The organism is Mumia sp. zg.B21, from assembly GCF_019550855.1.
Taxonomy (GTDB): Bacteria; Actinomycetota; Actinomycetes; order Propionibacteriales; family Nocardioidaceae; genus Mumia.
The window spans coordinates 275,769-302,542 of record NZ_JAHWCJ010000004.1 but is presented as its reverse complement, the minus strand read 5'-3'; the positions used below and the strand labels follow the sequence as shown (position 1 = coordinate 302,542).

Sequence of the window (26,774 nt, the reverse complement as noted above, 5' to 3'; positions counted from 1 at the left end):
GACGGCAATATCAAGGCATGGACAACTCTAGCGGAGTCGGCGTTCTCGACAAAGCCGCCCTCGTCTTGTCGGCGCTCGAGGCCGGGCCCGCCACACTCGCCGGTCTTGTCTCGAGCACCGGGCTCGCCCGGCCGACCGCGCACCGACTCGCGGTCGCGCTCGAGCACCACCGCCTGGTGGCCCGCGACATGCAGGGAAGGTTCGTGCTCGGACCACGGCTGCTGGAGCTCTCCGCCGCGGCCGGCGAGGACCGCCTCCTCGCGGCTGCCGGACCAGTGCTCGCGAGGCTGCGGGACATCACCGGCGAGTCCGCCCAGCTCTTCCGGCGCCAGGGCGACTACCGGGTCTGCGTCGCCGCCGCGGAGCGACCCACCGGCCTCCGCGACACCGTGCCGGTGGGCAGCCAGCTGACGATGCGGGCAGGCTCTGCGGCTCAGATCCTCCTCGCCTGGGAGGATCCCGAGCGGATGAACCGCGGCCTCCAGAACGCTGCGTTCACCGCGGCCGCGCTGTCGCAGGTACGCCGCCGCGGCTGGGCGCAGAGCGTCGGTGAGCGGGAGCCCGGCATCGCGTCGGTGTCGGCCGGAGTCCGCTCGCCCTCCGGCAAGGTGATCGCCGCCGTCTCGGTCTCCGGCCCGCTCGAGCGGCTCACGCGCCAGCCGGGACGGATGCACGCGCCCGCCGTCGTCGCCGCCGCCGAGCGTCTCTCACAGTCGCTGCGTCGCAGCGGCGAGTAGGCGCTGACGACCGCGAGCGCGGCAGCGCGTGGGAATCATCCGGCGCGGACCCAGAACTCGTTGCCGTCCGGATCGGCCATCACGACGACACCGTCTCGGCCGGCCTCGAGCCGGGTGGCACCGAGGGCGACCAACCGATCGATCTCGCGCTCCTGAAGGCCCGGGGCGGCGAGCAGGTCGAGACGCTGCCGGTGCGGCCGGGTCTCTGCGGTGACCGGCGGACCTCCCCAGGCCACCTTCGTCCCGCCTCCGAGCGACTGGATGGCGGTCTCCTCGTCCTGGTCCCACACGAGCGGCCATCCCAACGCCTCGCTCCAGAAGGCCCCGACCGCCCGGGTGCCCTCACACGCCAGCTCGCCGAGGAAGCCACAGCCGGCCAGGTACGCGTTGTCGGGCTCGATCACGCAGAGCGCATTGCCCTCCGGGTCTGCGAGGACGATGTGTCCCTCCTCGGGACGCTGACCGACGTCGAGGTGCGCTCCGCCGAGAGAGAGCGCCTTCGCCACCGTCGCGCGCTGGTCGTCGGAGTCTGCGCTGGTCAGGTGAAGATGCATGCGGCGGGGGCCGGTGGTGACGGTGGGGCTGGGCGCGAACCTCAACCCGAGCTGGCCGTCCTCGCCCGGCAGCAACGCGGCGTCCACCTCGTCGACGACGTCGCGCTCCAGCAGCTGGGCCCAGAACCGTGCCAGCCGAGTCGGGTCGTGCGCGTCGAAGGTCGCTGCTTGCAGGGTGACCATCGTTCGAGGTTAGGTGTCGGCCATCGGCGACGTCGAACGACTTTCGGGGCGCCACGGAGGTGCCGTAGAGTCCGCGGGATGGGTGGTCAGGCAGCGGGATTCGAGTACGTCATGCGCGCCGACGGCAGCGTGATCATCACCCACCACGGCCGGGTGGCGGCAAAGCTGCGCGGCGGCCGCGCCGCCGAGTTCCTCGCGGAGGTCGAGAACGATCCGCAGCTCGTGATGGCCCGCTGGACGGGCAACTACCGGCACGGCAACGAACGGACGGCGCGCCAGCACCCTCGCAACCGCCGCTGAGTACGGGAGCGACCGCGGTGGTCGCTGCCCCACCCACACTCAGAACAGAGCAGGCCCCTGCTCGAGGTCGAGCAGGCGCTGCTTGCGGTCCAGCCCGCCGGCGTACCCCGTGAGGGTGCCGTTGGCCCCGATCACGCGGTGGCACGGGACGACGATGGGGATCGGGTTGGAGGCGTTCGCGGACCCGACCGCACGCGCACCGAACGCCCCGAGCTCGAGCAAGGCCGCCAGCTGACCGTAGGTCACGGTCTTCCCGTACGGGATGTCGCAGAGCGCCTGCCAGACCGCGCGCTGGAACCTCGATCCCTTCTGCGGACCCAGCGGAAGGTCGAACGTCGTCCGCTCTCCGGCAAAGTACTCCTCGAGCTGGGCCACCGCGACGTCGAGCACCGCGTCGCGGGGCGAGTCCGGCTCCGCGGGGTCGGCACCGAAGTCGATCGCGACGACGGCCGAGCCGTCGCTGTGGACGCGGAGCCCGCCGATGGGGCTGTCGAGGTAGGCCGTGGTGGTCGTCGTCATGAGTGCCTCTCAGTGGTCGAGGTGTCGGGAAGGCGCCAGAGGTGCATCGCGGCGTACGAGCGCCACGGGCTCCAGCGGGTCGCGGGATCGGCAGCGCCGGTGCGTACGAGGAGCGCGTCGAGCCGTCGTCGGATCACCAGGTCCGTGGCCAGCAGGACGTCAGGGTCGCCCGCCGCGCGCATGAGGACGTAGTCCGCGGTCCACGGGCCGATCCCTCGCAGCTCGAGCAGCTGCGTCCGGAGAGCGGCACGGTCGGCGCTCGGCCCGATGTCGAGCTTGCCGACGGCGACGGCGTCCGCGAGTCCGGCGACCGTCGACGCACGCGAGCGTGGCATCCCCAGCGCCGCGGGGTCGACGGCCGCGAGGACGTCCGGCTCAGGGAAGACGTGAGTCAGCGCGTACGCCGCTGCGAGCGGGTGCGCCTCGGGGTCGAGGACGGCACCGTGCGCGCCGACGATGCGGGCCAGGGTCGTGCGGGCTCCCGCCACCGACACCTGCTGCCCGACCACGGCGCGGACCGCCAGCTCGTAGCCGTCGACATGACCGGGCACACGGATCCCGGGCGTCGCTCGGACCCTGTCACCCAGCAGGGGGTCCGCGCCGAGGACCTCGTCGACGGCGACCGGGTCGGCATCGAGGTCGAGCATGCTCCGACACCGAGCCACCGCCGCCATCGTGTCGCGCAGGTCGCTCAGCTCCAGGACGCACTGCACGTGGTCGTCGGCCGGCGCGAGTGCGACGACGCCGGGACCGTGCGGGAGACGGAGCGTGCGGGCATACGTGCCCTCGCGCACCGTCTCCAGCCCGGGCACCGCACGCGCGGCGAGGAAGTCGAGCAGCGGACCGTGCGCGAAGGGGCGGCGGACCGCGAGCCTGAGCTCGATCCGGGCGGAGGAGGACGTTCGCGGGGTACGGCGGCCGCGGCGACGCGCGCTCACGCGCAACCCGCTCGGTGTCGCGTCGTACACCGTCCGGAGCGTGTCGTTGAACTGGCGGACCGAGGAGAACCCCGCCGCGAAGGCGACGTCGGTGACCGGGACGTCGGTGGTCTCGAGCAGGATGCGCGCGTGGTGGGCACGGTTGCTGCGCGCGATGGCGAGGGGTCCCGCGCCGACCTCGTCGACCAGCATCCGGTGCACGTGCCGGGTGCTGTAGCCGAGCCGGCCGGCGAGCCCCGGCACTCCGTCGCTCTCGACGACGCCCTCACGGATCAGGCGCATGGCGCGACCGACCGTGTCGGTGCGCACGTCCCACTCCGGCGACCCCGGCACCGCGTCGGGGCGGCATCGGCGGCACGCCCGGAACCCGGCGTCGTGGGCCGCGGCAGCGGTGGCGTAGAAGCGGACGTTGCGACGCAGGGGGGTCCGGGCGGGACACGACGGTCGACAGTAGATCCCGGTGCTGGTGACCGCGGTGAAGAAGACGCCGTCGAACCGCGCGTCCTTGGAGCTCACCGCCCGGTAGCGGCGGTCGTCGTCGATCCTCATGGGTCCAGCATGCCTCGCGGGACCGACGGGTTACTCGCGGGAATCGGACACGACGGTCCGGGCGTCCGCCATCGTGTCAGGACGTCAACCCGGCGAGCCGCGCGCTGTCAGCCCACAGGGCCGCTCCCGTGGCGGCGTCGCGGGCACGCACCGACGGCTCCGGCCATGTGATCCGTCCGCGGCGGAGTGCGGCGTACGTGCGCCCGGCAGGGGGGCGCGTACGCCCGAGGGCGAGGTCGGCGAGCGCGTCACCCGCCGCCTCGCGCGTGTTGTGGGTCGCGTTGACCGCGCGTAGCGGCCGCCCCAGCACGGGTCCGCCCAGCGCGGACCAGGCCGCCCGCATGGGCAGCGGCAGGCTCCTCGCCAGCCCTGTCCCGAAGACCTGGCCCGGACAGAACGCCACCGCCGTCACACGGCGTTGACGGACGTCGGGGAGCACCGAGAGTGCCCGCACCGTGAGGACGACGCAGAGCTTGGACGCCGTGTAGGCGTGCTCGGCGGCCTTTCGGGCGCGATCGTGGGTGCCGGGATCGCGGTCGGGATGCGCGAGGAGCACGGCGTCCGCGTGTCGAGGAGCCTCGAGCCCCGCTCCGGTCGCCGGGTCGTGCGACCCGCTCGTGGTGATGACGACGGCCCCGTCCTCCGCGACGCGTGGCACCAGCCGCCGCAGCAGGAGGTAGTGCGCGAGGTGGTTCATCGCGAACGTCGTCTCGAACCCGTCTTCGGTCCGTCCCGCAACGTCGCGGCCGATGCCGCCGGCGTTGAGGACGAGGGCGTCGATCGGCGCCTCGCCCAGCAGATCCTCGACCGCCGAGGCGAATCTCCGGGTCGAGGCGAGCCGGGTGAGGTCGAGCGGAAGCACCTCTCCGTACGGCGCCGTGCCCCGGGCACCGACGAGCAGGCGTGCGTCGGCGGACTGCGCAAGCTTCTCGGCGGCGGTCGCACCGATCCCGGAGGAGCCGCCTGTCATCACGATCGTCGGCACGCCAGTCCTCCGGACGTCGTCGCTACCCTCGCACCACCGTAGCGGAGACGCGGAGACCTCGGAAACACCAAGGCGCCCGAGTCCTGAGGACTCGGGCGCCTGTTGTAGCCCCGACGGGATTCGAACCCGCGCTACCGCCTTGAGAGGGCGGCGTGCTAGGCCGCTACACAACGGGGCCTGGTGGTGAAAGAAACCTACCGGACGTGCCGGTGGACTCTCTCGCTGGGGTACTAGGACTCGAACCTAGACTAACGGTGCCAGAAACCGACGGGCTGCCAATTACCCCATACCCCATGGCTGTGGTCCGGATCCTTGCGTCCCCGAACCGAGAAGAACATTACCGGACGGCTTCGTGGCGCCCAAATCCGGGGGCCGCCTTGATGCCGTCTTCGCAGGTCAGCGCGCCGTTCTCGGGTCGCGACGCCGTCCCTGGCTGCCGCCGCGCCCGTCAGCGCCGAGCGCCGCGGCGGCGGGACCGCGACGACGGCTGGGCGGCGGGGTCGCGCAGCGCAGGGCGGCGCGACCCCGACGTGAGAATGTTCACGTCACCCGATCAGCCGACGGAGGTGAGGGCACTGTCGAGGCGCGTGAGCGTCCGCTCCTTGCCGAGCAGCTCGATCGACTCGAACAGCGGTGGCGAGATCCTCTTGCCCGACACCGCGACTCGGACCGGCCCGAAGGCGTGGCGCGGCTTCAGGCCCATCCCGTCGACGAGCGCAGAGCGCAGCGCCCCCTCGATCGACGCCGTGTCGAACGAGTCGAGCGCCGCGAGCGCGTCACGCGCGGAGCGGACGACGGCGAGGCCGTCCTCGGTGAGGACCTTCGCGGCGTCGTCGGGATCGATCGAGAACGTGGCCTCGGAGACGAAGAGGAACGCGAGCATGTCGACGGCCTCGCTCAGCACGGTGATCCGCTCGTTGACCAGCGGTGTCGCGGCAGCCAGGAGGCCGAGGTCCTGCTCCGAGGGCTCCGCCGCGACCAGACCGGCGTCGACGAGGTACGGGAGCAGGCGCGTGGCCAGCTCCTCGACCGGCAGGTCGCGGATGTGCTGAGCGTTGACGGCCTCGCACTTCTTGGGGTCGAACTGCGCAGGGTTCGGGTTGACGCGGGCGATGTCGAACGCCTCCGCCATCTCCTGGAGCGAGAAGATCTCGCGGTCACCGCCGATCGACCAGCCGAGCAGCGCGAGATAGTTGAGCAGTCCCTCCGGCAGGAAGCCGCGCTCGCGGTAGCCGGCGAGACCGCCGCCGGGATCGCGCTTGGACAGCTTGCGGTTGCCCTGCCCCATCACGAACGGGAGGTGCCCGTACTCGGGGACGACTCCCTCACCGACGCCGAGCTCCACGAGCGCACGGTGGAGCGGGATCTGACGCGGCGTGGAGCTCAGAAGGTCCTCGCCCCGGAGGACGTGGGTGATGCCCATCATCGCATCGTCGACCGGGTTGGTGAGGGTGTAGAGCGGCTGGCCGTTGGCGCGCACGATCACGTAGTCGGCGACGTGCTCGGGCTCGAACGTCACCTCTCCTCGCACCAGGTCGGTGAAGGTGATCGCCTCGTCGGGCATCCGGAACCGGACGACCGGCTTGCGACCCTCCGCCTCGTACGCAGCCCGCTGCTCTGCCGTGAGGTCACGGTGCAGCCCGTCGTACCCGCTGGAGCGTCCCTCCGCTCGTGCGGCCTCGCGCCGCTGCTCGAGCTCCTCAGGGGAGTCGTACGCGTAGTAGGCGTAGCCGGCCGCGACCAGCTTCTCGGCGACCTCGGTATAGAGGCCCATCCGCTCGGACTGCCGGTAGGGCCCGAAGTCGCCACCGACCTCAGGGCCCTCGTCCCAGTCGAGCCCGAGCCACCGCAACGAGTCGAGCAGACCCTGGTAGGACTCCTCCGAGTCGCGGGCGGCGTCGGTGTCCTCGACGCGAAAGACGAACGTGCCGCCGTGGTGGCGCGCGTACGCCCAGTTGAACAGTGCGGTCCGTACGTTGCCGACGTGCAGGTTGCCCGTCGGGGACGGGCAGAAGCGCACACGGACAGCGCGGTTGGACTCAGTCACGGGAAACCACCTTGTTGGTCAGCGTTCCGAGGCCCTCGACGGTGATGCTGACCTCATCACCAGGGTTCATGGGTCCGACACCCTCAGGGGTGCCGGTGAGGATGACGTCGCCCGGGAGCAGCGTCATGAAGCTGGACGTGTACGCGATGAGGTCCGGGATCTTGTGGACCATGTCGGAGGTCCGACCGTCCTGGACGACCTCTCCGTTGACGGTCGTGGTGAGCCGCAGGTCGGACGGGTCGAGGTCGGTCTCGATCCACGGGCCGAGCGGACAGAAACCGTCGGCCCCCTTGGCCCGGCTCCACTGCCCGTCGGTCTTCTGCCGGTCACGCGCCGTCACGTCGTTGGCGACCGTGTAGCCGTGGATCACCCTCGCGGCGTCCTCGGCGGGCACGTCCTTGCAGATCCGGCCGATCACGACCGCGAGCTCACCCTCATAGCTGAGGAGCTCGGTGAAGCTTGGATAGAGGATCGGGTCGCCGGGCCCGGTGACGCTGGTGTTGGGCTTGAAGAACACCAGCGGCTCGTCGGGCACCTCGTTGCCGAGCTCGGCGGCGTGGGCGGCGTAGTTGCGGCCGATCCCCACCACCTTGCTCCGCGGCAGCACCGGGGCGAGCAGCCGGACGTCGTCGAGCGGGATCCGCTCCCCCGTCAGCTGGATGCCTGCATAGAGAGGATCGCCGGTGATCACCGCGATCACGGAGACGCCGTCGGCCTCGCCGACGACGCCGAACCGGGGGTCCTCGTCGGTCGTGAATCTCGCGATACGCACAGGGCTCAGCCTAGCCCCGGCGTGCAGGGCGAGACCGACCGCGCCGGGCGACGCCCCCTACGCCTCGCCCACGTAGACCCACCGGCCGGTGCGTCGCTCGAACCTGCTGCGCTCGTGCAGGACACCCGGCCCCGACGCGGTCGTGCAGTGCGCTCGGAACTCGACCTCGTCACCGACGGCGTCGACGATCTCGAGGCCGACCCACGTCACCCCGGGCGTGTTCGCCACGTCGTCGGGCCTGGTACGGGGATGCCAGGTACGGAAGACGTGGTCGAGGTCGCCGACAGCGTACGCCGCGTAGCGCGAGCGCATCAGCTCCTCCGGCGTCTCCGCCTCGGCCTCCCCGCGGTGCAGCCGCCCGCAGCAGCGGTCGTACGAGATACCCGAACCGCACGGGCACGTGCGCTCGAAGACGCTCATGCCGAGCCGTAACGACGGTTGCGGCGGGCGTACTCCTCGATCGCCTCCCACAGCGCACGCCGGTCCACGTCCGGCCATGCGATGTCGGAGAACACCATCTCCGCGTACGCCGACTGCCACAGCAGGAAGTTGCTCGTCCGCTGCTCGCCGGAGGTGCGCCAGAAGAGGTCGACGTCGGGCATGTCGGGCTCGTCGAGGTAGCGGGCGAGGACGCGCTCGTCGATCTTGCCCGGCTTGACGCGTCCGTCGGCCACGTCACGCGCGAGCGCCGCGGCGGCGTCGGCGATCTCCGCGCGCCCGCCGTAGTTGACGCACATGGTCAGCGTGAGCACGTCGTTGTCCTTGGTGAGCTCCTCGGCGGTCTCGAGCTCGTTGATCACGCTGCGCCACAGCCGCGGTCGGCGACCCGCCCAGCGGACCCGGACGCCCAGGGCGTGCATCTCGTCGCGACGGCGGCGGATGACGTCGCGGTTGAAGCCCATCAGGAATCGCACCTCGTCCGGCGAGCGCTTCCAGTTCTCGGTCGAGAACGCGTAGGCGGAGATCCACTTCACACCAGCCTCGATCCCGCCCTCGACCACGTCGAACAACGACGACTCGCCGGCCTCGTGCCCCGCGGTCCGCGGCAGACCGCGTTCCTTGGCCCAGCGCCCGTTGCCGTCCATGACGATCGCGACGTGTCGTGGGACCTGGTCGGGCGGCAGAGCGGGCGGCATCGCGCCGGAGGGATGCGGGGTCGGCCGTCGTACGGGGTGGCTCACGTGCTCATTGTGTCCGGTCAGCGATCGACGTAGTCCAGCGACCGCAGTCCACGCTCGAGGTGCCACTGCAGGTATGCCGCGACGAGAGCGCTGGCTTCGCGCCGCGCCCGGTCGCCGGCCGCCTCGGCCTGGGGCCACGCGCCGCTGAGGAGGAAGCCGAGCAGCGCGACCGTGTCCGGCGCGGGATTCGCCGACCCCGGGACGCGGCAGTCGGCGCACAGCATGCCTCCGGAGCCGGGGTTGAACGAGCGGTGCGGACCACCGACGCCGCATCGCGCGCAGGCGTCGAAGCTGGGGGCGTAGCCCGCGATCGAGAGGGAGCGGAGGAGGAACGAGTCGAGGATCAACCCGCTGGGGTGGCGCCGGTCGGCCAGTGCGCGCAGCGCTCCGACGAGCAGCAGGTACTGCTGTGACGCCGGGTGGCCGTCCTCGCCGACGAGCCGGTCCGCGGACTCGAGCATCGAGGTGCCGCAGGTGTAGGCGCCGTAGTCGTTGCCGAGGCGTCCGGCGTACGCGTCGAGCGTCTCCACCTGCGTGATGACGTCGAGCGTGCGGCCCTCGGCGAGCTGGAGGTCGACGTGCATGAACGGCTCGACGCGTGACCCGAAGCGCGAGCTCGTCCGGCGTACGCCTCTGGCGACCGCTCGGACACGACCGTGGCGCCGCGTCAGCAACGTGACGATCCGGTCCGCCTCGCCCAGCTTCTGGGTCCGGAGGACGACAGCCTCGTCACGGTAGAGCGCCACGGACCCATTGTGCCCGGCGGCGCACGGTCGAGGGTGGGCCGCGCCGGAGGCACGCTGCGCAACACGGCCGGTGACCGCGCGGTCGTGGCGCTAGCGCGGGGTGGCGTCGTAGGCAGCCCGGGCAGCATCGACGGCGGGCATGTGGAGCTCGGCCCACTCCTTGAGCTCGCAGACGACCGCCAGCAGCGACCGACCCAGGTCAGTCAGCGAGTAGTCGACCCGGACCGGGACCGACGGAGTCACGCGACGGTGGACGAGGCCGTCACGCTCGAGGTTGCGCAGCGTCTGGGTCAGCATCTTCTGGCTGACGCCCTCGATCGTCGCGGCGAGCTGGGAGTAGCGCAGCTCGCCGTGGACCCCCAACGCCGCGATCGTCAGGCTGGCCCACTTGTCGCCGATCGTGTCCAGCAGACGCCGGCTCGGACAGTGGGCGCCGAACGCGTCGAACCGGGGCGCCTCGGGCGCGACATCTGCGGTCATGGCATACCTCCGGGTGCGTTGACCACCGAAAAGTCGGTACTTCCGGATAGAGAGTAGGTCTCCGATAGTGAGAGGGACAAGCCTCAAACCATCAGGAGTCCTCGATGCACGTCCTCGTCTCACGCACCGGCAACCCCATCCCGACCTGGGAGGCCGCTTCCCCCAGGTCTCTGGCTCCGCACGACGTCCGCGTCCAGGTCGCGGCGGCGGGATACACGTTCTTCGACAGCTTCGTCGCCGCAGACCACGCAACGCTCGGACTGCCCGATCTCATCGGCCTCGGCTTCGACTTCTCGGGCACCGTGGTCGAGGTCGGGCCCGGGGTCGACGCCGTCACCGTGGGCGACCGCGTGGCAGGTCTGCACGCCGACCCGACCGCGCCGGCTCGCGCCCACGCCGAGCAGGTGGTCGTCCCCGTCGACGACCTCGCGCGGGTGCCGGACGGCCTCGACCTGGAGACCGCCGCGGCCGTCCCGCTCAACGCTCTTGCGGCCCTCCAGACGCTCGATCTGCTGCGTGTCACGGACGGGTCGCTCCTGGTGACCGGTGCCGCGGGCGGCGTCGGGACGTGGGCGACGGTGCTCGCAGCGCGCGCAGGGTGGGCCGTCGACGCACTCGTGACGCCGGGGACCGAGCACCTGGCGGACTCGCTCGGAGCCAAGCGCGTCCTCACGGAGGTGCATGGGCGGGGCTATGACGCCGTTCTCGACGCCGCCGGCCTGCAGGAGGCCGCGCTCGCGCCTGTGGTCGATGGTGGGCAGCTTGTGGGGGTCAAGCCGGGATGGCCGGTTCCGCCCGAGCGGGACATCACCGTCACCTCGGTCACGACCCGTCCCGCTGGGCAGGCCCTCGCCGACCTGCTGCCCCTCGCTGCCGACCAGACCGTGCCCGTACGGATCGCAGCCCGACGCCCCATGAAGGACGCGGCCGCCGCCTACGCGGAGGCCGGAGCGGCCCGTGGATCCGCAGGTCGTTGGATACTCGTCCCCTGAACCCATCCCTCGGTGGAACGCTGTTACGATCCGCCGGATGAGCACCACTCCGATCACCCCGCGCCAGTGGTTGGCGATGCTGACGCTGTCCCTCGGCGTCTCTCTCGTCGTGATGGACATGACCATCGTCAACGTCGCCGTCCCCGTGATCATCGAGGACCTCGGCCTGACCGCAGCGGGCGCACAGTGGATGAACGCGATCTACCTGCTGATGCTCGCCTCGCTGCTGCTGGCGGCGGGCCGCCTGGGTGACCGGATCGGACGCCGCCGGGTGTACGCCGCCGGTCTGGTGCTGTTCATGGTCGCGAGCCTCAGCGCCGGCGCGGCCCAGAACCAGGAGATGCTGATCGCGGCCCGCTTCGTTCAGGGTCTGGGCGCCGCCATGATCGTCCCGGCCAGCCTCTCGACCCTGAACGCGACCTTCCAGGGCCGTGCCCGCGGGATCGCGTTCGCGATCTGGGGATCGACGGTCGGCGGCATGGTCGCGGTGGGACCGCTGCTCGGCGGATGGCTCGCGACCGAGTCGACGTGGCGGTGGGCCTTCTGGATCAACCTGCCGTTCGGGTTGCTCGCCTTGGTCGGCATCGTGAAGGTCCTCGACGAGACACGGGACGACGACATCCGGCCCGGCATGGATCTCCCCGGCCTCCTTCTCTCGACGCTCGGCCTCGGCGGCGTGGTGTTCGGCCTCATCGAGGGTCAGTACTACGGATGGTGGCGCCAGGAGTCCGGGGCGCTCTCCCCCGTCCCGTTCGCCCTCGCACTCGGTGCCGTGCTCCTGTCCGCGTTCATCGTCGTCGAGGCGCGCCGCGCCCGGGCCGGCGCGGTGACGCTGGTCGACCTCACGCTGATGCGCTTCCGCTCGCTGCGCTACGGGTCGATCGCCGCCATGGTGGTCGCGCTCGGCGAGATCGGGCTCATCTTCACCCTTCCGCTGCTCCTGCAGGGTGCCCTCGGCTACACCCCGCTCGGCACCGGAGTCCTCGTCCTGTGGCTGGCGATCGGCACCTTCCTCGCCTCGGGCGCCACCCCTCCCCTGACCCAGCGTCTCGGTCAGCGCGCGGTCATCCGGATCGGACTCGCCCTCGAGGTCGTGGCGATCGCAGGGACGGCGCTCGTCATCGCCGAGGACGTCAGCGGGCCCGTGATCGCGGCGCTGCTGTTCGTGTACGGCGTCGGCGTCGGCATGGCGACCGCACAGCTGACCAGCGCCATCCTCGTCGACATCCCGGTGGGGTCGAGCGGACAGGCCTCAGGGTTCCTGACGACGGTCCGACAGCTCGGCTCCGCACTGGGGATCGCTGTCCTCGGAGGGCTGCTCATCTCCACCCTGGCGGCGCAGACGGCCGACGAGCTCGCGGACACCGATCTTCCCGCCTCCCAGCAGGACGAGGTCGTCGCGCTCGTCCGCGACAGCGCGGGTGCGGTGATCCCCACGCTCGTCGAGGACCCGGCGACGGCCGAGGCCGGGCAGGCCGCCGAGGCCTCGATGATCACCGCCAGCAAGATCACCATCGGCGCCGCGGCCGTCATCCTCGTCGGTGGGCTCGCAGCAACGCTCGCGATGCCCGCCGCACCGATCGGACCGGTTGCCCCGTCGCCGTCAGCCCCCGGGTCGACGCCAGGCCGACCGACGGCAGAAACGAGCCGACCTCCCCGACGCGGGTGACCCCGTCACCGCTGGGGCGCCAGGAGGCGGCCCCAGCGGTGCACCACGAGTCAGTCGCGGGCGGCGGCCGCGCGGTTGGCTGCTGAGACGACGGCCTTGAGCGACGCCGTCACGATGCTCGGGTCGACACCGACCCCCCAGACGATCTGGTCGCCGATCTCGCACTCGACGTACGCCGCCGCGGCCGCGTCGCCGCCGGAGGACAGCGCGTGCTCGGCGTAGTCGAGGACGCGGATGTCGCCGTTGACCGCCGCGATGGCGTCGACGAACGCGGCGACCGGGCCGTTGCCCTCGCCCTTGAGCGACTGGACCGCGCCACCGACCCGGACGTCGACGACGAGCTCGTCGAGGCCGTCCTGGATCGTCGACGAACGGAACGCCTCGAGGGCGTACGGTGACGTCCGCTCGAGGTACTCCGCCGAGAACGCCTGCCAGATCCCGTCGACCGACATCTCACCGGCCTCGCCCTCGGTCATCGACTGCACGACCCGGCTGAACTCGATCTGGAGCCGGCGCGGGAGGTCCATCTTGTGCTCGGACTTCATGATGTACGCGACGCCGCCCTTGCCGGACTGGCTGTTCACCCGGATGACGGCCTCGTACGACCGACCGACGTCGTGCGGGTCGATCGGCAGGTACGGGGCCTCCCACGGCATCTCGGAGACCGGGATGCCACCCTCGGACGCCTGACGGTCCAGGTCCTCCAGGCCCTTCTTGATGGCGTCCTGGTGCGAGCCGGAGAACGCCGTGTAGACGAGGTCGCCGGCGTACGGGTGGCGCGGGTGCACGGGCAGCCCGGTGCAGTACTCGACGGTGCGGCGCACCTCGTCGATGTCGGAGAAGTCGATCTGCGGGTCGATGCCCTGGCTGAAGAGGTTCATGCCCAGCGTGACGAGGTCGACGTTGCCCGTGCGCTCCCCGTGCCCGAACAGGCAGCCCTCGACCCGGTCGGCACCGGCCATCATCGCCAGCTCCGTGGCGGCCACCGCCGTACCGCGGTCGTTGTGGGGATGCAGCGAGATCGCGACGTGCTCGCGACGGCTGATCGCACGACCGAACCACTCGATCTGGTCGGCGTAGGTGTTGGGGGTGGCCATCTCCACGGTCGCGGGCAGGTTGAGGATGATCTCGCGACCGTCCTCGGGCTGCCACACGTCCATCACGGCCTCGCACACGTCGACGGAGAAGTCCAGCTCGGCGGCGGTGAAGATCTCGGGCGAGTACTGGAAGCCGAAGTCGGTGCCCTGCAGGTACTCCTCGGCGTACTTCATGACGAGCTCGGTGCCACGGACGGCGATCGACCGGCACTCGTCGCGGTCGACGCCGAACACCACGCGCCGAAACAGGGGGGCGACCGCGTTGTAGAGGTGGATGGTGCCGTTCTTGGCGCCAACCAGCGACTGTGCCGTCCGGTCGATCAGGTCCTCGCGAGCCTGGGTCAGGACGGAGATCGTGACGTCGTCGGGGACCAGGTCGTCCTCGATCAGGTGGCGGACGAACGCGAAGTCGGTCTCGCTCGCGCTCGGGAAGCCGACCTCGATCTCCTTGTAGCCCATCCGTACGAGCATGTCGAACATCCGCCGCTTGCGGGCAGGCGTCATCGGGTCGATCAGGGCCTGGTTGCCGTCACGGAGATCGGTCGACAGCCAGCGGGGGGCCTCGGTGACGGTCTTCGCCGGCCAGGTGCGGTCGGGCAGGTCGATCGGCGGGAACGGACGGTATCGCTCGTACGGCATACCGCTCGGCTGTTGCGGGGAGATGGCCATGGTGGGTCCTCGTTCGGTGCGGTGGGTTCGACGGTCGAGACGGGCGCCGCGGTGCGGCAGACGGTCGGCCATGACGAACCCCGCGACGAGGGGGTCCGACCTAGAGCGAACCCTCGCCGCGGCACCGAAGGAGGAGGCGCGCGAAGTACATGGCTACCGGCAGCATAGCCCACGCCGACGCTAGTCTCGCCAGGTGGCAACCCTGCTCCTCGTGCACCACGCCCCGACCCCCACCGTCTGCACCCTCGCCGACGCGGTCATCGCCGGCGCGCGCGACCCGAGCATCGAGGGCGTCGACGTCGTGGTGCGGCCCGCGCTCGAGGCATCGGCGTCCGACGTTCTCGCCGCCGACGGGTACGTCCTCGGGACGCCGGCCAACTTCGGCTACATGTCAGGGGCGTTGAAGCACTTCTTCGACACGATCTTCCTGGAGGCGGGAGGAGCGCTGACCGACGACGGCTCGGCGGGTGGCGCCACCTCCGACGGCCCTCCCCGACGGACCAAGCCGTACGGCCTGTGGGTCCACGGTCGCTACGACACCACCGGCGCCGTCCGAGCCGTCCAGTCGATCGTCGGGGCGCTGCCCTGGTCGCAGTCCGCCGCGGTCCTCGACGTCATGGGCGACGTGGGCGAGCGGGAGAAGGGTCAGGCGTACGAGCTGGGCGCGACCGTGGCCGCGCTGCTCTCGGCGTGATGCCGGGAACGGCCCCGGCTCCTACGGTGGAGGGGTGCCCGCTCGGACGCCCGTCGCCGGTCGTGCCGTCGTCGCTCTGGTCGCGGCGTCGGCCATCACCCTGTCGGCATGCACCGGGGGCGACGGGTCCGACGACCCGGGATCGCGTGCGACCGGCGACTCCCCGAGCGCGTCGCCGATCCCGACGACGGCGCCCGAGCCGATCGCCGGCGCGTGCTACCGGCTCTCCGCCCCCCAGCTCGCCGAGGCCCAGGTCGGGGTCGCCCCGGTCCCGTGCACGCAGCCGCACACCACCGTCACGTACCTCGTGACGAGCCTGTCAGGCATCACCGAGCCGATCGACGCGACCGCCCTCGCCGCCAACGCCGAGCGCCGGTGCCGCGCTGCGCTGCGCACGTTCGTCCGCGCCACGCCGGCACGGCTGGCGCTGTCTCGGGTCCGGTCGGCGTGGTTCGTCCCGAGCGACCAGGACCTCGACGCCGGCGCACGCTGGTTGCGCTGCGACCTCGCCGTGTCCCGGACGGACACCACCCTCATGAGGCTGCCGGCCCAGGCCGCGGGCCTCCTGCGGCGCGACAGCGCACTCGACCGCTACGGCCGGTGCGCGCGGACCGATCTGGCCGGGGTCCGGGCAGGACGGGGTGGCCGGGTGTGTGCCCTCCCCCACACGTGGCGCGCCGTCGCGGCCCGCCGGCTAGGAACGGCCCGCACGCCGTTCCCCGGCCCCTCCATCCGCGGTGAGGTGCTCGGTCGCTGCGAGGGCGCTGCCCGTGCGTTCACCGACAACAGCACCCGTGACATCGAGGTCGGCTGGCTTCCACCCGACCGCGCGGCCTGGGCCCAGGGGCAGCGCTTCGGACTCTGCTGGACCCGTACGCGCAGGTGAGTCACCTCGCAACCGGACGGCTCGGGTGCCCCACCCCCGTAGACTGGCACCCGTCGTGCCGTCGAACCCCCCGGAAGGACCTCCCGTGACGGCTGCCCGCCGCCTCCGCACCCGCGACCTCGCGCTCGCCGCGCTCGGCGCCGGAGCGCTCGTCCTCGTCACAGCGTGCGGGTCGGCGACCGACCTCGCGACCGACGAAGACTCCACGAGCGTGACCTCGCCCGAGGACGAGGACCCGCCACTGCGCACCTTGCCGCCGACCACTGGGACCCCGGCCCCTTCGGCGACGCCTTCGACGCCGGCGGTGGTCCTGCCCAAGATCGGTGAGTGCCGCAAGCCGGGTCCGGTCGACGCCGCCCTCCGCGTGAGCGACGACGACGTCGCTCCGGTCTCCTGCTCGGGAGCCACCTCCGTCACCTACCTCGTCCGCTCGATGCCGACGGCGGTCCGCTCCGCGGTCACCGCGTACGACACCACCCGCATCCTGGGGTCGGCGCGGGGCATCTGCGAGAAGGCGGTGATCGCTCACCTCGGGGCCGACCAGTCGACCTTCAAGCGGTCCCAGTTCGACTTCATCGTGGGCGTGCCCAGTGCGGCCCAGACCGCCGCCGGGGCCGGCTGGATGCGCTGCGACCTCGTGCTGCCCGCCTCCCCGACCCGGCTCGCTGCCGTCCCGGGCAAGACCAAGGGGGCGTTGAAGGGGCGCGCGTCGTCGCGCTACATGCAGTGCGTCCGAGGCGACATCCGCGTGGCAACAGGGACCGTGCCGTGCACGACCAAGCACCAGTGGCGCGGGGTCGACAGCGTCAAGCTCGGCGCCCCCAAGGCCAAGTACCCCGGCGCCAAGAAGGTCCAGGCCACCATGCGCGACCGTTGCCCGGCCGGGGTTCGGCGCTACCTCGACACCAGGGGATCCTTCGACTACGGCTACATCTCGCCCAGTCGTACGGCCTGGCAGCGCGGAGAGCGCTGGGGCGTCTGCTTCGCCAAGACCCGCAAGTAGGCGGCGAGCCGCCTCAGAAGCCGAGGCGCCGCAGCTGCTTGGGGTCGCGCTGCCAGTCTTTTGCCACCTTGACCCGCAGGTCGAGGAAGACCGGGGTGCCGAGGATCCGCTCGATCTGGCCGCGCGAGTCCGACCCGATCTGACGCAGCCTCGATCCGCCCTTGCCGATCACGATGCCCTTCTGGCTGTCGCGTTCGACGAAGATGGTCGCGCGGACGTCGACGAGCGGCCGGTCCTCCGGGCGGTCCTCGCGGGGCACCATCTCCTCGATGACGACCGCGATCGAGTGCGGCAGCTCGTCTCGGACGCCCTCGAGCGACGCCTCGCGGATCACCTCGGCGACCAGAGTCTCCTCCGGCTCGTCCGTCAGCTGACCCTCCGGATACAGAGGGACACCCTCGGGCAGCTCGTCGATCAGCAGGTCACGAAGGTGCGCGACCTGGTAGCCCGACTTCGCCGACACCGGCACGATGTGCCGCCACTCCACGCCCAGCTCCTCGCCGGTCGTGGCGATGTCGGCGAGGTGTGCCATGAGCCGCTCGGGGGCGACCTTGTCGGTCTTGGTGGCGACCGCGATCATCGGCGTCCGGCGGATCTTGGCCAGCTCGCCGATCAGGTAGCGGTCGCCGGGGCCGATCTTCTCGTCGGCGGGCAGGCACACGCCCACCACGTCCACCTCGCCCCACGTGCTCCGAACGAGATCGTTGAGGCGCTCGCCCAGCAACGTGCGCGGCCGGTGCAGGCCTGGGGTGTCCACCAGGATCAGCTGCGCCTCGGGCGTGTGGACGAGACCTCGGATCACGTGCCGGGTGGTCTGGGGACGCGATGAGGTGATCGCGACCTTGTCACCGACGAGCGCGTTGGTGAGGGTCGACTTACCGGCGTTGGGCCGCCCGACGAAGCACGCGAAGCCGGACCGGAAGGCGCTCACGACTGCACCACACGCTGGGCCGAGCCCTGGGCGTCGGCGACCAGGACCGGCACGCCGCTGCCCGCGAGGTCGCGGACGACGGCGAGGTCCTCGTCGCGCACGCCGTCGGCGTCGGTGCTCACCGCCACCGCCTCGAGACCGGTCGCACCCGACGACACCGCCATCGCGACCGCGAGACTCAGCGCGGACAGCTGCAGCGACGGGAGGTCGACGGTCGAGGCAGCGTAGGTGCGTCCGTCACGGTCGCGGACCGAGGCGCCCTCTGCCGCCCGGGTGCGGGCGCGGGTGGCGCGTGCGAGGGTCAGGATCTTGAGGTCCTCGGGGTCGTCGACGCCAAGCGGTGCGGATGCCATGAAGCCAGGGTATCGGCGAGCCCTCAGCCGGACGCGGCCGCGCCGACCGACTCCGCGGAGTCGTCCTCGGTCTCCTCGCGGCTGACCAGGACCGTGCCGATGCGGTTGCGGCGTCCGCGAGGCGCCTCGGCGACGAAGCGCAGGCCGTCGAGCAACACCTCGCTGCCGGCGATCGGGACCTTGCCGAGGTGCTTCGCCATGAGACCACCGACGGAGTCGACGTCGTCGTCCTCGATGGGGACGCCGAAGAGGTGCTGAAGATCGTCGACGTCATAACGAGCGCTGATCCGCACCGAGCCGTTGGAGAGGTGCTCGACGTCCTCCGGCGGCGCGTCGTACTCGTCGGTGATCTCACCGACGATCTCCTCGAGGATGTCCTCGATCGTCACCATCCCGGCGGTGCCGCCGTACTCGTCGACGACGATCGCCACGTGCGTCCGCTCCGACTGCATCCCGCGCAGCAGGTCGGCCGCGGGCTTGGAGTCGGGCACGTAGGAGCACGGCCGCATGACCGACTCCACCCGCTCGGTGGTCTCGGCGTCACGGTTGTCGAAGACCCGCTTGGTGATGTCCTTGAGGTAGGCCATGCCGACGACGTCGTCGAGGCTCTCGCCGGTCACCGGGATGCGGGAGTAGCCGCTGCGCAGCGCGAGCGACATGGCCTGGCGAAGGGTCTTGGTGCGCTCGATGAACACCACGTCGGTCCGAGGCACCATCACCTCGCGCACGACCGTGTCGCCGAGCTCGAAGACCGAGTGGATCATCTGACGCTCGTCGGACTCGATGAGCGCGCTCTGCTCTGCCAGGTCGACGAGCTCGCGCAGCTCGGCCTCGGAGGAGAACGGCCCTTCCCGGAACCCCTTGCCCGGCGTCAGCGCGTTGCCGACCATGATCAGCAGCCGCGGCACCGGCCCGAGGATCCGGGTGATGGCGGCCAGCGGTGCGGCGGACAGCAGCGCGACGCGTTCGGAGTTCTGGCGCCCGAGCGTGCGCGGACCGACTCCGATCGCCACGAACGACACGACCGCCATGACCAGGGTCGCGACGACCACCTGCTCCCACTGCCCGTCGAGAGCGTGGACGAAGACGACCGCCACCATCACGACCGCGCCCGTCTCGGCGAGGATGCGGAGGAACAGCGCGGTGTTGATGTACGGGGCGGGATCGCGGACGATCTTGGCGATCCTCGCCGCTCCGGAGCGGCCCTCGGCGACGAGCTCGTCGGCGCGCGCCTTGGAGAAGGTCGAGATGGCGGCGTCCATGCTCGCGAGGAGCCCCGCGAGGACGACCAGCACGATCGCCGACACCACCAGCCACACGTCGGAGCTCACGACTGCGCCTCCTCCGTCGTGCGTCCGCCGTCGCGCCAGCGCGCGAGCAGCACGTCCTGCAGCGCGAACATCTCCTCGTACTCCTCGGGCTCGGCGTGGTCATAGCCCAGCAGGTGAAGGATCCCGTGCACCGTCAACAGCTCGAGGTGGTCGGCGAGGACCAGGCCCTCGGCCTCGGCGTCGGCCGTGGCGACCTCGGGGCACAGCACCATGTCGCCGAGGTATCCCTCTTCGGCCTCCAGGTCGTCGGTGCCGGGTCGGAGCTCGTCCATCGGGAAGGACAGGACGTCGGTGGGGCCTGTCTTGTCCATCCACTTCTCGTTGTACTCGGTCATCGTGCCGGCGTCGACGACGATCATCGTCATCTCCGTCGCGGGCGCCAGTCGCATCTGCTCCATCACGAACCGCGACAGGCGGGTCAGGCGCTCGATGTCGACGGGGGCCCCGTCGGCATCACGAAAGCTCGACTCGTCAAGAATGTCGACGTTCACGACTCTCGCCCTCACCCTCGTACTCGTCGTAGGCGGCGACGATACGGCCGACCAGCTTGTGACGAACCACGTCGGCCGAGGTCAGCACCGGGAACGAGATGTCCTTGACGCCGTCCAGGATCTCGCGGACGATCCTCAGCCCGCTGCGCTGGCCGTTGGGGAGATCGATCTGGGTCACGTCGCCGGTCACGACCATCTTGGAACCGAATCCCAGGCGCGTGAGGAACATCTTCATCTGCTCCGGCGAGGTGTTCTGTGCCTCGTCGAGGATGATGAAGGCGTCGTTGAGGGTCCGCCCGCGCATGTACGCCAGCGGTGCGACCTCGATCGTCCCGGCCGCGAGCAGCTTGGGGATCGTCTCGGGATCCAGCATGTCGTGGAGGGCGTCGTACAGCGGCCGGAGGTAGGGATCGATCTTCTCGCTCAGCGTGCCCGGCAGGAAGCCGAGGTTCTCGCCGGCCTCGACGGCAGGACGCGTGAGGATGATCCGGTTGACCTCCTTCGCCTGCAGGGCCTGGACGGCCTTGGCCATGGCGAGATAGGTCTTGCCCGTACCCGCCGGACCGATCCCGAAGACGATCGTCTGTCGGTCGATCGCGTCCACGTAGCGCTTCTGGTTGAGCGTCTTGGGGCGGATCGTACGGCCGCGGTTGGAGAGGATATTGAGGCTCAGCACGTCGGCGGGGCGCTCCTCGGTCTCAGCCCGGAGGATCGCGATGCTCCGCTCGATCGTCTCGGGCGTCAGGCCCTGACCGGTTCGGATCATGGTCACGAGCTCCTCGAGGAGACGCTCGACCATCGCCGACTCCGCGGCCGTCGCGCGGATGGAGACCTGGTTGCCGCGGACGTGGATGTCAGCGTCGAAGCTGGCCTCGATCAGGCGCAGGAACTCGTCGGTGGGGCCCAGCAGCGACACCATGGGGATGCTCGCCGGGATCGTGACCATGTGCTGCAAGGGTTCAGGCGTAGTCATCGGCGCTCCCGCGGGAGCAGTTCTCCTTCTGTGAGTTCGGACTCGTCCATCGTAGGCGGCATCGGCGGTCGCACGAAAGCACGATCTCGACCGCCGGGTGCCGCCTCGGTGGCTCCGATCAGCGGAAGGCGTCCCGGATGCGGTCGAACACCCGCCGGTGCGGTGCGGCGAACTCGCCCTCGACCAGCTCCTCGCCCCGCTCGGTGGCGAGGAGGCCGAGCAGCTCGCGCTGCCGGTCGTCGAGCTTGGTGGGTGTCTCGACGACCACGCGGACCTTGAGGTCACCGCGTCCGACCCCGCGCAGGTGCGGGACGCCGCGACCGCGGATCGTGACCGTCTCGCCGGACTGGGTGCCGGGGACGATGTCGAAGCCGATCGTGGCCTCCTCGGCCGGGACACCGGTGTCGGCCTCGAGCGTCGGCAGGTCGATCTGAGTGCCGAGCGCCGCAGCGGTCATGGGGACCCGGACGTCGCAGTAGAGGTCGTCGTCGGAGCGGGTGAAGACGTCGTGCGGCTCCACCTCGACCTCGACGTACAGGTCGGCGGCGGGACCGCCGCCGGGGCCGACCTCACCCTCGCCAGTCAGCTGGATCCGGGTGCCGCTGTCCACGCCGGCGGGCACCTTGATGGTCAGCGTGCGTCGGGCGCGGACCCGGCCGTCACCGGAGCACTCCTCGCACGGGTTCGCGATCACGGTGCCGTAACCCTGGCAGGTCGGGCAGGGGCGGGCCGTACGGATGTCTCCGAGGAACGACCGCTGCACGTGCTGCACCTCGCCGTGCCCGCGGCACGTCTGGCAGGTGATCGGCTCCGCGCCGTCCGCCGAACCGTTGCCGTGACAGGTCGAGCAGACCACGGCGGTGTCGACCTTGAGCTCGCGCGTGGTCCCGAAGGCCGCCTCGGCCAGCTGGACGCCGATGCGGATCAAGGCGTCGTTGCCGCGCCGGGCACGACCACGTGGGCCGCGCTGGGTCTGCTGCCCGAAGAACGCGTCCATGATGTCGTTGAACGAGAAGCCGGCGCCGAAGCCGCCGCTGGCACCCGCACCGGCGAGGGGATCGCCTCCGCGGTCGTAGAACGACCGCTTGTCCACGTCGGAGAGCACCTCGTAGGCGACGGTGACGGTCTTGAACCGCTCCTGCGCCTCAGGGTCTGGATTCACGTCCGGGTGCAGGCTGCGCGCCAGCCTCCGGTACGCCTTCTTGATCTCCTCCGGAGTCGCGTCGCGACTCACACCGAGGGTCTCGTAGTAGTTCTGGCTCATGCGTCGTTGTCTGTCTCTCAGTCGCTGAGGGTCTGGCCGACATAGCGTGCGACGGCGCGTACCGCCGCCATGGTGCCGGGGTAGTCCATCCTGGTGGGCCCGACGACGCCGAGGGTGGCGAGCGGCTCGTCGTCGGTGCCGTACGCGGTGGCCACGAGGGAGGTCGCCGAGAGCTCCTCGTACGGAACCTCCGTGCCGATGCGGACGGTGAGCGTGGTCGGAGAGGTGGCCTCGCCGAGGAGCTTGAGCAGCACCACGTGCTCCTCGAGCGCCTCGAGGACCGGCTTGATCGAGGTGTCGAAGTCGGTGCCGAACCGGGCGAGGTTGGCGGCCCCGCCCACGGCAACGCGTTCGTCGGCCCGCTCGTCGGAGAACGCCCGGGTGAGCGTCGCGACGACAGCGGTGGCGATGGGCTGTTCCTCGGGACGGAAGGTCGTGATGAGGTCGGCCACCGATGCCGAGGCGTCCGGCAGCCGCTGCCCGACCGCGGCGCCGATCATCCGCGCTCGCAAGTCCGCGAGGAGCATCTCGGACGGCTCTTCGGGGAGCTCCACGATGCGCTGGTCGACACGTCCGGAGCTGGTGATCAGCACCAGCAGGATGCGGCCGCGCTCCATCGGGACCAGCTCGACGTGACGGACGGTCGAGCGGGTCAGGGAGGGGTACTGCACGAGCGCGACCTGGTGGGTCAGCTGAGAGAGCAGCCGGACACTGCGCTGGACGACGTCGTCGACGTCGACCGCGCCGTCGAGGAACGACTCGATCGCACGGCGTTCGGGAGGACTCAGCCGCCGGACGGAGGCAAGCCGGTCGACGAAGAGGCGGTAGCCCTTGTCGGTCGGGATCCGGCCCGCGCTGGTGTGCGGCTGGGCGATGAACCCGTGCTCCTCGAGGATCGCCATGTCGTTGCGGACCGTCGCCGGCGACACACCCAGCTGATGGCGGTCGACGAGCGCCCGCGAGCCCACCGGCTCCTGGGTCGCCACGTAGTCCTCCACGATGGCGCGCAGGACCGCGAGCTTGCGTTCATCGAGCACGACGTCAGCCACGGTCCCTCCTCGTGTCGATGATCTTTGGCACTCCGGTGCCCTGAGTGCCAGTCTAGCCAGCCTCACCAGTCGCGTGTGGCTGCGAGGTGCCGCACGTTCTTTCGGCTAGTTTGCTCCTCGTGGCTCACGACCGATACGGATCCGATGTCCTGGCCGGCGACTGGCGCGTCCCCAAGCGAGGGCGGTCCACCGAGGTGGAGGCGGAGGTGGGGATGGTGCTCGAGGAGGTCCAGACCGACTTCTGCGGCGCCGTGACGCGCACCGACCGAGATCTCGACACCGTCGAGCTGGAGGACCGTCGCGGGAGGCGGCGTACCTTCCCCCTCGGGCCGGGCTTCCTCCTCGAGGGCAAGCCGGTCGTGCTCAAGGCGCCGGTACGACGCGCCGCGCCCGCACGCGCGACGCACACCGCGTCCGGCTCGGTCGCCGTCCACGACACGAAGGCACGGGTCGCACGCGCGAGCCGCATCTACGTCGAGGGACGTCATGACGCGGAGCTGGTCGAGAAGGTGTGGGGTGACGACCTGCGGATCGAGGGGGTGGCGGTCGAGTACCTCGAGGGGGTCGACGACCTCCCGTCGGTCGTCGACCGCTTCAAGCCCGGTCCGGGACGCCGCCTGGGCGTGCTCGTGGACCATCTCGTCCCGGGGTCGAAGGAGTCGCGCATCGCCGCCTCGGTGCTGCGCGGACCGTACAAGGAGCACGTGCTCGTCGTCGGGCACCCGTACGTCGACGTCTGGCAGGGCGTGAAGCCCGAGCGCCTCGGGCTGGAGAAGTGGCCGGTGATCCCACGCTCGATGTCGTGGAAGCACGGCATCTGCCAGTCGCTCGGGTGGCCCCACCGGAACCAGGCCGACATCGCGCACGCCTGGAAGCGCATCCTCGGGTCCGTCCGCTCCTACGCCGACCTCGAGCCGGCGCTGCTCGGGCGGGTCGAGGAGCTCATCGACTTCGTCACGACCTGACCGCGCCCGCCCTTACGGTGCGTCGCCGCGGATCCGCCAGAAACACAGCCCGCCGAGGCCGAGCGCGAGTACGAGGAGCAGCGCCGTCTCGCGCCACTGCAGAGTCCAGAAGGCGCTGGACGGGTGCCACGTGACCTGCTGCCGATAGCCCTCGTCCGCCAACCGGTCGAAGCACGCCGCCCGCGCACCCGCCTGCGCGCTCTCCCCCGGTGGCGGCCCGCCGCAGTCGGCCACCCACGCCGGCAACGACCGCATGCGCTCGCCGTCGGCATCGAGCGTGACGTTCGACAGCTCCCACGTGCCGGTGCGGCCCGTCTCGACACGGATCTCGGAGACGTTCTCGATCGGGTCTCCTGGACCTGAGGCTCCTTCGACCATCAGACCGACGAGGTTCTCCTGCGTGATCGAGCTCGTGGCCTTCTCGGGTTCGACGAGCTGGGCCCGCACGACGACCCCGACGAACAGCTGGGCGCCAAGGACGAGGACGAGCGTCACTGCCATCGCCGCGACGGTCCGTCGCACCACGAGCCCAGCCAGCACGCCGATCGCGAGCGCCAGCACGGCGTACCCGATCGGGACGAGGCCCCGGGCTCCGAAGACTGCGGGCTCGATGCGCGAGACCATGAACGGCCCCGTCCCCTCGCCGGTCGCGATCGCGCGCTCGATCGGTCCGGCCCACCAGGTCACACCCCACGACAGCAGCCCAGCGACCGACACCGTGACGAGGGCGGCGCCGAGGAGCTTGACGGCGAGCCACCGTGTGCGCGTGACCGACTGGCTCCACGCGAGGCGGTGCGTCCGCGCCTCCAGCTCGCGCGCGACCATCGGCGCCCCCCAGAACGCCCCGACGACGAGCGGGAAGACGTACGCCGCCGCGATGCCGACGTAGTAGAGCGTGACGTTGAACGCGTCGGCGCTCAGTCCTGTCAGGAACGAGCGTGCGCCGTCCTCTGCCGCGTCGACGATCCCGGGCCCGGTGATGGCCAGTGCCACGAGCAGCAGAGCGACGGCACCCGCGACCGGAATCGCCTGGACACGCAGCTGGCGCCATGTCAGCCAGATCATCGGATCACCTCGACGGTCGGGCGCGGGCGCTCGTACGAGGCGTCGCCGCGCAGGTAGGCGAGCACCAGATCCTCGAGCCCGAGAGGGGTCACGTCCCAGGAGGGATCGACCGCGGGTCCGCCGGTGCGGACGACGAACGTGCTCTGGCGGTCGGTATGGCTCGCCGTCACGACGTGGTGGCCGGCTGGGCCTGCGTCGGAGGGACGCCGCGCGCCGGTCATGCGGCGGTGCGAGGCCAGCAGATCGTCGAGGTCGCCCGCGACCCGGACCTCGGAGTCCACCAGCACGACGAGGTAGTCACAGGCGCGCTCGAGGTCCGAGACGAGGTGCGAGGACAGGACGACCGTGAGGTCCTGCTCGGCGACCGCCTCCATCAGGTCCTGCATGAACTCGCGTCGGGCGAGCGGGTCGAGGGCCGCGACGGGCTCGTCGAGGATCAGCAGCTCCGGCCGCTTGCCGATCGCCACCGTGAGCGCGATCTGGGCGCGCTGGCCTCCCGAGAGGCTGCCGGTGCGGCGCCGCAGGTCGATGCCGAGCCGGTCGATCCGGTCCCGGACGAGCACGTCGTCCCATCGCGGGTTGAGGTGCGAGCCAATCCGGAGGTGGTCGGCGACACTCATCCCCCGATAGGTCGGCGCATCCTGACTCACGTAGCCGACGCGCGCCTGGTGCTCAGCGCCGGACGACGGCCCCTCGCCCAGCACCTCGATGCGACCGACGGTGGGCACGAGCATCCCGGCCGCGAGGCCGAGCAGCGTGCTCTTGCCGGCGCCGTTCGGCCCGACGAGACCCACCACGCGGCCGGCCGGGAGCTCCAACGTGCAGTCCTTCAGGGCCCAGTGGCGACTTCGGCCGTATCTCTTGCCGAGCTCATGCGTTCTCAGTGCTGTGGTCATGCGATGTCCTCCTCGGAGGCGGCCCGAAAGGTGGTCATGAACAACGCCTCGATGCTCTCGTCGTCGAGGCCGGCGCGGCGGGCCTTGGACAGCCACCGCTGGAGGTCGGTACGCAGCGGGCCGTGCGCCGCCAGCGTGTTGTCGGTGAGGGTCCGCGTGACGAACGTGCCGACACCCGGACGCGGAGCAACGAGGCCGTCGCGCTCGAGGTCGCGGTAGGCCTTCAGGACGGTGTTGGGGTTGATCGCCAGCGCACGCGCGACGTCCTTGACGGTCGGGAGCTGGTCGCCCTCGTCGAGGAGCCCGAGGCGGAGGGCGCGGCGTACCTGCTGAACGAGCTGCAGGTACGCGGAGACGCCCGACCGGGAGTCCAGGTGGAACTCGATCATTCGATACTCCTAATGTGCTATCTGAATAGCACTATAGGTAGCAGCGGATCCGACCGCAAGAGTCCT

The 26,774-nt window shown here is 71.0% G+C and carries 29 protein-coding genes and 2 tRNA genes; 8 read left to right on the top strand and 23 right to left on the bottom strand.

Translation table 11 applies throughout. The annotated features are described in order from the left end of the window. The first annotated feature begins 17 nt into the window (after positions 1–17). Positions 18–737 (top strand): IclR family transcriptional regulator, encoded by a 720-nt coding sequence (locus KV100_RS16705; RefSeq protein ID WP_220344231.1) that lies wholly within the window; start codon positions 18–20, stop codon positions 735–737. A 35-nt stretch (positions 738–772) separates the two neighbouring features. Here KV100_RS16705 and KV100_RS16700 read toward each other — a convergent pair whose 3' ends face one another. Continuing rightward, on the bottom strand, positions 773–1,474 hold the full coding sequence (locus KV100_RS16700; RefSeq protein ID WP_220344230.1) for a VOC family protein: 702 nt from the start codon (positions 1,472–1,474) through the stop codon (positions 773–775). A gap of 78 nt (positions 1,475–1,552) precedes the next feature. On the opposite strand from KV100_RS16700, the gene KV100_RS16695 reads away from it, so the two are divergent. Then, positions 1,553–1,774 carry a hypothetical protein gene (locus tag KV100_RS16695; RefSeq protein ID WP_220344229.1) on the top strand — a complete coding sequence of 74 codons (222 nt, stop codon included), beginning with the start codon at positions 1,553–1,555 and terminating at the stop codon, positions 1,772–1,774. Positions 1,775–1,813: 39 nt separating this feature from the next. Here KV100_RS16695 and KV100_RS16690 read toward each other — a convergent pair whose 3' ends face one another. From KV100_RS16690 to KV100_RS16640, 11 genes are all read right to left on the bottom strand, one after another. Then, complete coding sequence (locus KV100_RS16690; RefSeq protein WP_220344228.1) at positions 1,814–2,293, bottom strand: methylated-DNA--[protein]-cysteine S-methyltransferase; 480 nt, start codon at positions 2,291–2,293, stop codon at positions 1,814–1,816. Beyond that, positions 2,290–3,780, bottom strand: a complete 1,491-nt coding sequence (locus KV100_RS16685; protein WP_220344227.1) for a DNA-3-methyladenine glycosylase 2 family protein — start codon at positions 3,778–3,780, stop codon at positions 2,290–2,292. The genes KV100_RS16690 and KV100_RS16685 overlap by 4 nt, the downstream gene beginning before the upstream one ends. Before the next feature lie 76 nt (positions 3,781–3,856). After that, on the bottom strand, positions 3,857–4,765 hold the full coding sequence (locus tag KV100_RS16680; protein ID WP_220344226.1) for an SDR family NAD(P)-dependent oxidoreductase: 909 nt from the start codon (positions 4,763–4,765) through the stop codon (positions 3,857–3,859). Positions 4,766–4,870: 105 nt separating this feature from the next. Further along, positions 4,871–4,943, bottom strand: a tRNA-Glu gene (locus tag KV100_RS16675). Positions 4,944–4,987: 44 nt separating this feature from the next. After that, positions 4,988–5,059 (bottom strand) — tRNA-Gln (locus KV100_RS16670). A gap of 259 nt (positions 5,060–5,318) precedes the next feature. Beyond that, entirely contained in the window at positions 5,319–6,812 is a 1,494-nt protein-coding gene (gene gltX / locus KV100_RS16665) for a glutamate--tRNA ligase (protein ID WP_220344225.1), read from the bottom strand. Then, positions 6,805–7,584 carry a fumarylacetoacetate hydrolase family protein gene (locus KV100_RS16660; RefSeq protein ID WP_220344224.1) on the bottom strand — a complete coding sequence of 260 codons (780 nt, stop codon included), beginning with the start codon at positions 7,582–7,584 and terminating at the stop codon, positions 6,805–6,807. Before KV100_RS16660 ends, gltX begins: the two co-directional genes overlap by 8 nt. Before the next feature lie 57 nt (positions 7,585–7,641). Then, entirely contained in the window at positions 7,642–8,004 is a 363-nt protein-coding gene (locus KV100_RS16655) for a YchJ family protein (protein ID WP_220344223.1), read from the bottom strand. Beyond that, positions 8,001–8,720 (bottom strand): isoprenyl transferase, encoded by a 720-nt coding sequence (locus KV100_RS16650; protein ID WP_220344720.1) that lies wholly within the window; start codon positions 8,718–8,720, stop codon positions 8,001–8,003. The genes KV100_RS16655 and KV100_RS16650 overlap by 4 nt, the downstream gene beginning before the upstream one ends. 62 nt (positions 8,721–8,782) lie before the next feature. Beyond that, a complete protein-coding gene (recO, locus tag KV100_RS16645; RefSeq protein WP_220344222.1) occupies positions 8,783–9,511 on the bottom strand; it encodes a DNA repair protein RecO in 729 nt (242 codons plus the stop codon). A gap of 90 nt (positions 9,512–9,601) precedes the next feature. Next, a complete protein-coding gene (locus tag KV100_RS16640) occupies positions 9,602–9,991 on the bottom strand; it encodes a helix-turn-helix domain-containing protein (protein WP_220344221.1) in 390 nt (129 codons plus the stop codon). 104 nt (positions 9,992–10,095) lie between these two features. On the opposite strand from KV100_RS16640, the gene KV100_RS16635 reads away from it, so the two are divergent. Further along, positions 10,096–10,983, top strand: a complete 888-nt coding sequence (locus KV100_RS16635; RefSeq protein WP_220344220.1) for an alcohol dehydrogenase catalytic domain-containing protein — start codon at positions 10,096–10,098, stop codon at positions 10,981–10,983. A 37-nt stretch (positions 10,984–11,020) separates the two neighbouring features. After that, positions 11,021–12,652 carry an MFS transporter gene (locus tag KV100_RS16630; RefSeq protein ID WP_220344219.1) on the top strand — a complete coding sequence of 544 codons (1,632 nt, stop codon included), beginning with the start codon at positions 11,021–11,023 and terminating at the stop codon, positions 12,650–12,652. 50 nt (positions 12,653–12,702) lie between these two features. On the opposite strand, the gene leuA is transcribed toward KV100_RS16630, so the two are convergent. Continuing rightward, positions 12,703–14,418: a 2-isopropylmalate synthase gene (leuA, locus tag KV100_RS16625; protein WP_255559409.1), complete on the bottom strand. Its 1,716-nt coding sequence runs from the start codon at positions 14,416–14,418 to the stop codon at positions 12,703–12,705. A 193-nt stretch (positions 14,419–14,611) separates the two neighbouring features. On the opposite strand from leuA, the gene KV100_RS16620 reads away from it, so the two are divergent. From KV100_RS16620 to KV100_RS16610, 3 genes are all read left to right on the top strand, one after another. Next, positions 14,612–15,112 carry an NAD(P)H-dependent oxidoreductase gene (locus tag KV100_RS16620; protein ID WP_220344218.1) on the top strand — a complete coding sequence of 167 codons (501 nt, stop codon included), beginning with the start codon at positions 14,612–14,614 and terminating at the stop codon, positions 15,110–15,112. Positions 15,113–15,146: 34 nt separating this feature from the next. Beyond that, positions 15,147–15,998, top strand: coding sequence for a septum formation family protein (locus KV100_RS16615; RefSeq protein ID WP_220344217.1), 852 nt, complete (start codon positions 15,147–15,149; stop codon positions 15,996–15,998). Positions 15,999–16,083: 85 nt separating this feature from the next. After that, entirely contained in the window at positions 16,084–17,001 is a 918-nt protein-coding gene (locus KV100_RS16610; protein WP_220344216.1) for a septum formation family protein, read from the top strand. Between the two features lie 13 nt (positions 17,002–17,014). Here KV100_RS16610 and era read toward each other — a convergent pair whose 3' ends face one another. The 7 genes from era to hrcA all read right to left on the bottom strand — a co-directional run bounded on the left by era (position 17,015) and on the right by hrcA (position 23,381). Next, positions 17,015–17,932, bottom strand: a complete 918-nt coding sequence (era, locus tag KV100_RS16605) for a GTPase Era (protein WP_220344215.1) — start codon at positions 17,930–17,932, stop codon at positions 17,015–17,017. Beyond that, the gene (locus tag KV100_RS16600) at positions 17,929–18,285 is read right to left on the bottom strand and encodes a cytidine deaminase (RefSeq protein ID WP_220344214.1); all 357 of its coding nucleotides are present in this window, start codon (positions 18,283–18,285) and stop codon (positions 17,929–17,931) included. Before KV100_RS16600 ends, era begins: the two co-directional genes overlap by 4 nt. A 23-nt stretch (positions 18,286–18,308) precedes the next feature. Beyond that, complete coding sequence (locus tag KV100_RS16595) at positions 18,309–19,616, bottom strand: hemolysin family protein (RefSeq protein ID WP_220344213.1); 1,308 nt, start codon at positions 19,614–19,616, stop codon at positions 18,309–18,311. Further along, a complete protein-coding gene (gene ybeY, locus KV100_RS16590; protein ID WP_220344212.1) occupies positions 19,613–20,107 on the bottom strand; it encodes an rRNA maturation RNase YbeY in 495 nt (164 codons plus the stop codon). The genes KV100_RS16595 and ybeY overlap by 4 nt, the downstream gene beginning before the upstream one ends. After that, the gene (locus KV100_RS16585) at positions 20,088–21,080 is read right to left on the bottom strand and encodes a PhoH family protein (RefSeq protein WP_255559410.1); all 993 of its coding nucleotides are present in this window, start codon (positions 21,078–21,080) and stop codon (positions 20,088–20,090) included. The genes ybeY and KV100_RS16585 overlap by 20 nt, the downstream gene beginning before the upstream one ends. Before the next feature lie 118 nt (positions 21,081–21,198). Then, a complete protein-coding gene (gene dnaJ, locus KV100_RS16580) occupies positions 21,199–22,344 on the bottom strand; it encodes a molecular chaperone DnaJ (protein WP_220344211.1) in 1,146 nt (381 codons plus the stop codon). Positions 22,345–22,361: 17 nt separating this feature from the next. Further along, positions 22,362–23,381 carry a heat-inducible transcriptional repressor HrcA gene (hrcA, locus tag KV100_RS16575; RefSeq protein ID WP_220344717.1) on the bottom strand — a complete coding sequence of 340 codons (1,020 nt, stop codon included), beginning with the start codon at positions 23,379–23,381 and terminating at the stop codon, positions 22,362–22,364. A 122-nt stretch (positions 23,382–23,503) separates the two neighbouring features. Between hrcA and KV100_RS16570 the strand changes: the two genes are divergently transcribed. Next, complete coding sequence (locus KV100_RS16570; protein ID WP_220344716.1) at positions 23,504–24,358, top strand: DUF3097 domain-containing protein; 855 nt, start codon at positions 23,504–23,506, stop codon at positions 24,356–24,358. Positions 24,359–24,370: 12 nt separating this feature from the next. On the opposite strand, the gene KV100_RS16565 is transcribed toward KV100_RS16570, so the two are convergent. From KV100_RS16565 to KV100_RS16555, 3 genes are read right to left on the bottom strand one after another with little or no spacing between them, the layout of a single operon-like run. Further along, positions 24,371–25,423: an ABC transporter permease gene (locus KV100_RS16565; RefSeq protein WP_220344210.1), complete on the bottom strand. Its 1,053-nt coding sequence runs from the start codon at positions 25,421–25,423 to the stop codon at positions 24,371–24,373. Then, positions 25,420–26,319, bottom strand: coding sequence for an ABC transporter ATP-binding protein (locus tag KV100_RS16560; RefSeq protein WP_220344209.1), 900 nt, complete (start codon positions 26,317–26,319; stop codon positions 25,420–25,422). Before KV100_RS16560 ends, KV100_RS16565 begins: the two co-directional genes overlap by 4 nt. Further along, on the bottom strand, positions 26,316–26,708 hold the full coding sequence (locus tag KV100_RS16555) for a GntR family transcriptional regulator (RefSeq protein WP_220344208.1): 393 nt from the start codon (positions 26,706–26,708) through the stop codon (positions 26,316–26,318). The genes KV100_RS16560 and KV100_RS16555 overlap by 4 nt, the downstream gene beginning before the upstream one ends. Between the last annotated feature and the right edge of the window lie 66 nt (positions 26,709–26,774).